This is a genomic window from Collimonas sp., assembly GCF_035566555.1.
Taxonomy (GTDB): Bacteria; Pseudomonadota; Gammaproteobacteria; order Burkholderiales; family Burkholderiaceae_D; genus Collimonas.
In genome coordinates this window covers 1-3,869 of record NZ_DATMRB010000078.1, presented here as the reverse complement: position 1 = coordinate 3,869, position 3,869 = coordinate 1, and the positions used below count along the sequence as shown (strand labels likewise).

At 60.0% G+C, this 3,869-nt stretch carries 4 protein-coding genes; 1 reads left to right on the top strand and 3 read right to left on the bottom strand.

The window, feature by feature from the left end; genetic code table 11:
- Positions 1-1,971: indolepyruvate ferredoxin oxidoreductase family protein (locus VNZ65_RS09830; RefSeq protein WP_325668443.1), on the top strand; the 1,971-nt coding region annotated here is incomplete at its 5' end.
- A 108-nt stretch (positions 1,972-2,079) separates the two neighbouring features.
- Here the strand turns inward: VNZ65_RS09830 and queC are convergent.
- The 3 genes from queC to VNZ65_RS09815 all read right to left on the bottom strand — a co-directional run.
- Positions 2,080-2,790 carry a 7-cyano-7-deazaguanine synthase QueC gene (gene queC, locus VNZ65_RS09825; RefSeq protein WP_325668441.1) on the bottom strand — a complete coding sequence of 237 codons (711 nt, stop codon included), beginning with the start codon at positions 2,788-2,790 and terminating at the stop codon, positions 2,080-2,082.
- A gap of 1 nt (position 2,791) precedes the next feature.
- Complete coding sequence (locus VNZ65_RS09820; protein ID WP_325668439.1) at positions 2,792-3,562, bottom strand: DUF3108 domain-containing protein; 771 nt, start codon at positions 3,560-3,562, stop codon at positions 2,792-2,794.
- Positions 3,563-3,600: 38 nt separating this feature from the next.
- Positions 3,601-3,869: DUF3108 domain-containing protein (locus VNZ65_RS09815; RefSeq protein WP_325668437.1), on the bottom strand; the 269-nt coding region annotated here is incomplete at its 5' end.

Below are 3,869 nucleotides of genomic sequence, written 5' to 3'. Positions count from 1 at the left end.
GCATCGGTCGCGGCCAAGGTCAACATCACCTACAAGATCCTGTTCAACGATGCAGTCGCCATGACCGGCGGCCAGGCGTTCGACGGTCCACTCGATCCGGCCATGATTTCGCGCCAGATCGCGGCGGAAGGCGTGACGCCGATTATCGTAGTGACCGACGAACCGGAAAAATACGGATCGAGCACCGACTGGGCTCCAGGCGTGACGATTCGCCATCGCAGTGAACTGGATGCCGTGCAACGCGAACTGCGCGAGATCGAAGGCTGCTCGGCCATGATCTACGACCAGACCTGCGCTTCGGAAAAACGCCGGCGCCGGAAACGCAACGAATATCCGGATCCAGCCAAGCGCGCGGTGATCAACGAAGCCGTATGCGAAGGCTGCGGCGATTGCAGCGTGCAGTCGAACTGCCTGTCGGTGGAACCGCTGGAAACCGAATTCGGCCGCAAGCGGCAGATCAACCAGTCTTCGTGCAACAAGGATTTCTCCTGCGTTACCGGATTCTGCCCGAGCTTTGTCACGGTCGAAGGCGGCAACCTGAAGAAGCCTGCCAAGATAGCGGCGACGCCGACCGCGGCCGCAGCCCCGGTGGCAGTCCTGCCATCGCCGGTCTTGCCAAGCACAGTCAAGCCTTTCGGTATCCTGGTGACAGGTATCGGCGGCACCGGCGTGGTCACCATCGGCCAGATCCTGGCCATGGCGGCGCACGTCGAAGGCAAGGGTTGCTCGGTGCTGGACATGAGCGGCCTGGCGCAAAAGGGCGGCCCGGTGATGTCGCACGTGCGGCTGGCCGATCATCCTGACGATATCTACTCGACCCGTGTCGGCACCGGCGACGCCGACCTGGTGATCGGCTGCGACGCCATCGTCAGCGCCAATCGCGACGCGCTGTCGCGCATGGGCGAAGGGCGGACTTACGCAGCGATCAATTCAACCCGGACGCCGACCGCGGCATTCGTCAAGAATCCGGACTGGCAATCGCCTGATGCCGCCGCTGAGCATGACATCCGCGCCGCCTGCGGCAGCGACCGTGTCGAATTCATCAATGCCGGTCATATCGCCACGGCCTTGATGGGCGACGCCATCGCCACCAATATGTTCATGCTGGGCTATGCCTGGCAAAAGGGCTGGGTGCCGCTGACGGAAGCATCGCTGATGCGGGCGATCGAACTGAACGCCTTGCAAGTGGCTTTCAACAAGCAGGCATTTGTCTGGGGCCGTACGGCAGCGATCGATCTGGCGGGCCTGGAAAAACGCACCCGCCTCAGCGATACGCCGGCGCAGGTGATCGAATTCAAGCGCACGCCTAACCTGGATGACTTGATCAAGCGCCGTGTCGCTGTCCTTACGTCCTACCAGGACGCTGCCTATGCCGAGCAGTACCGTGCTTTTGTCGAGCAGGTGCAGGCGGCAGAACGCCAGCATGGCGGCCATCGTCTGAGCACGGCGGTAGCCACGTATCTGTTCAAGCTGATGGCTTACAAGGATGAGTACGAAGTGGCGCGCTTGTATACCGACGGCGCGTTCAAGGCGAAAATCGCCGCCATGTTTGAAGGCGACTACAAGCTCAAGTTCCACCTGGCGCCGCCCCTGCTGGCCAAGCACGATGCCCATGGCCATCTGATCAAGCAGGAATTCGGTCCATGGATGATGCGTGCTTTTGGTGTCCTGGCGAAAATGAAATTCCTGCGCGGCGGCGCGCTGGATATTTTCGGCTACACCGCCGAGCGCAAGGAAGAGCGGGCCTTGATCGTGCATTACAAGGAGACCGTCGCTTCCTTGCTGCCGAAACTGACTGCCGACAATCTGGCCAGCGCTGTTGCCATTGCCAGCCTGCCGGAGGAAATTCGCGGCTACGGTCATGTCAAGGAACGGCATCTGGCGGCGGCGCGCGCCAAGGAAGCACAGTTGCTGAATCAGTTTGCTGCACCTGAAGCAAAAGGGGAGTTGTCTCGTTCGATCGCGGCTTGATTGATCGCGCTTGATCGTTAAAAAAACGGCGGGTAGATGAAAATCTACCCGCCGTTTTGTATTTGAGCGTCCGGAATTTCTCCGGCGATTGTTTACCGGGCCGGCGACTCAGGCAACGGAACCTTGCCTGAATTGCTGGTAGCCGCGCGCGCGCAATGCGCACGCCGGACAAGTGCCGCAGCCATAGCCCCAGTCATGCAAGGCGCCGCGCTCGCCCAGGTAGCAGGTGTGGGTATCGGCGCGGATCAGATCCACCAGGGTGTCGCCGCCAAGATCTTGCGCCAGTTTCCAGGTTTCCGATTTGTCGATCCACATCAATGGGGTTTCCAGCTTGAGCTGCGTCGCCATGCCGAGGTTGAGCGCGACCTGCAAGGCTTTCATGGTGTCGTCGCGGCAATCGGGATAGCCTGAGAAGTCGGTTTCGCACATGCCGCCCACCAGCACATTCAAGCCGCGGCGGTAAGCGACGGTGGCTGCCACCGTCATGAACAGCAGGTTGCGGCCTGGCACGAAAGTATTCGGCAAGCCGTTTTCCTGCATCACGATTTCGACGTCTTCTGTCATGGCCGTCGATGAGATCTTTGAAATCAGTGACAGGTCGATCATGTGGTCTTCGCCCAGCTTATGGGCCCACTGTGGAAATTGCGCGCGGATTTTCTGCAGCAGGACCGGACGCACGGTTAGCTCGACGGCATGCCGCTGGCCGTAGTCGAAGCCGATGGTTTCGACCCGTTCATAGCGCGCCAGGGCCCAGGCCAGGCAGGTAGTGGAGTCCTGGCCGCCGCTGAACAGGACGATGGCGCCGTTTGGTGTAGTCATGTTATTTTGCTCCCTTGTTGCTGACTTGTTGCAGAGTCTGTTCGACAAAATCCTTGTTCGGATCGGTAAAGCGCAAGCGCACCGGATACCACTCCAGGGAAGGCGCCAGCCAGATGTCCAGCTGCTGGTCCTTGGCGTCCGGCGGCGGCGCCTTGAAAATGTGCACGGTTTCGAGTTCGCCCATCGGCGTCTTGATCTTTGCCGTGTCGATCACTTTGAAAGTCCATGCCTCGGCATCGTGCATGCCGGCTACGAAGAAGGTCCAGTTTGAGCCTGGCTTGAACTGTTGCGGCGCGGCCCGGGCTACCGAAATCAGTTGCCAGATGATGCTGGTGCGATCCTGTTCGCCACCCTTCAGCGGGTAGCTGTCGCTGGATTCGGAAAAGCCGATGGTGCCGCTGTCGCGATGGAAAGTGGTGGTGGTGGCTTGTTTTCGATAGCGCTTGTTGATGAATTGCGTCGGCGCCAGGCCGAAATCGTCGATCGCACCTTCGCTGGACGACTCCAGTATTTTCCCGAACAGCATGGCGCGGGTCTCCGAATTAACGCTGAAGCGCTTGTCCGCCACTTGCCACTTGACCGTACCTTCACCGCCCAGGGTGATGCCGCTTTGCTTGGCCTGGATGGCATATTCGAGATCGGCGGACGGCGGCAGGTCGGTTTTGTATTTGGTGGCAGGATGATCCGCGCCGGCCGCGGATGCGCTCAAGAGATGGCCGCAGAACGCCACAGCGGCAGCAAGACGGCACAAGGACAAGGTGGATGATTTCATGATTTCCCAAAAAAATAATGCCGGTTCGCCAGCCTGGCCTAATTCAGCCCGTTCGGATTCAGCGGCTTCAGATTGGACAGCGACATGTCGAGATAGTCGCCATCGGTTTCGGTAAAGCGCAGTTTGACCGGATACCATTCCTGTTGCGGCGACAGCCAGATATCCAGCCGCTGTTCGTGCGAGCCTGGCTCCGGAATGCGAATCACATGCCAGGCTGTACGCTGGTCGCCGTCGACATCGATTTGTTCCTGGCCGACGATCTGCATGCGCCAAGTCTCTGCATCCAGCGGGCCGGCGACAAACAGGT

Bases quoted from the DNA above. Each gene is read 5' to 3' on its own strand.
- VNZ65_RS09820 (WP_325668439.1), bottom strand. From the start codon at position 3,562: ATGAAATCATCCACCTTGTCCTTGTGCCGTCTTGCTGCCGCTGTGGCG.
- queC (WP_325668441.1), bottom strand. From the start codon at position 2,790: ATGACTACACCAAACGGCGCCATCGTCCTGTTCAGCGGCGGCCAGGAC.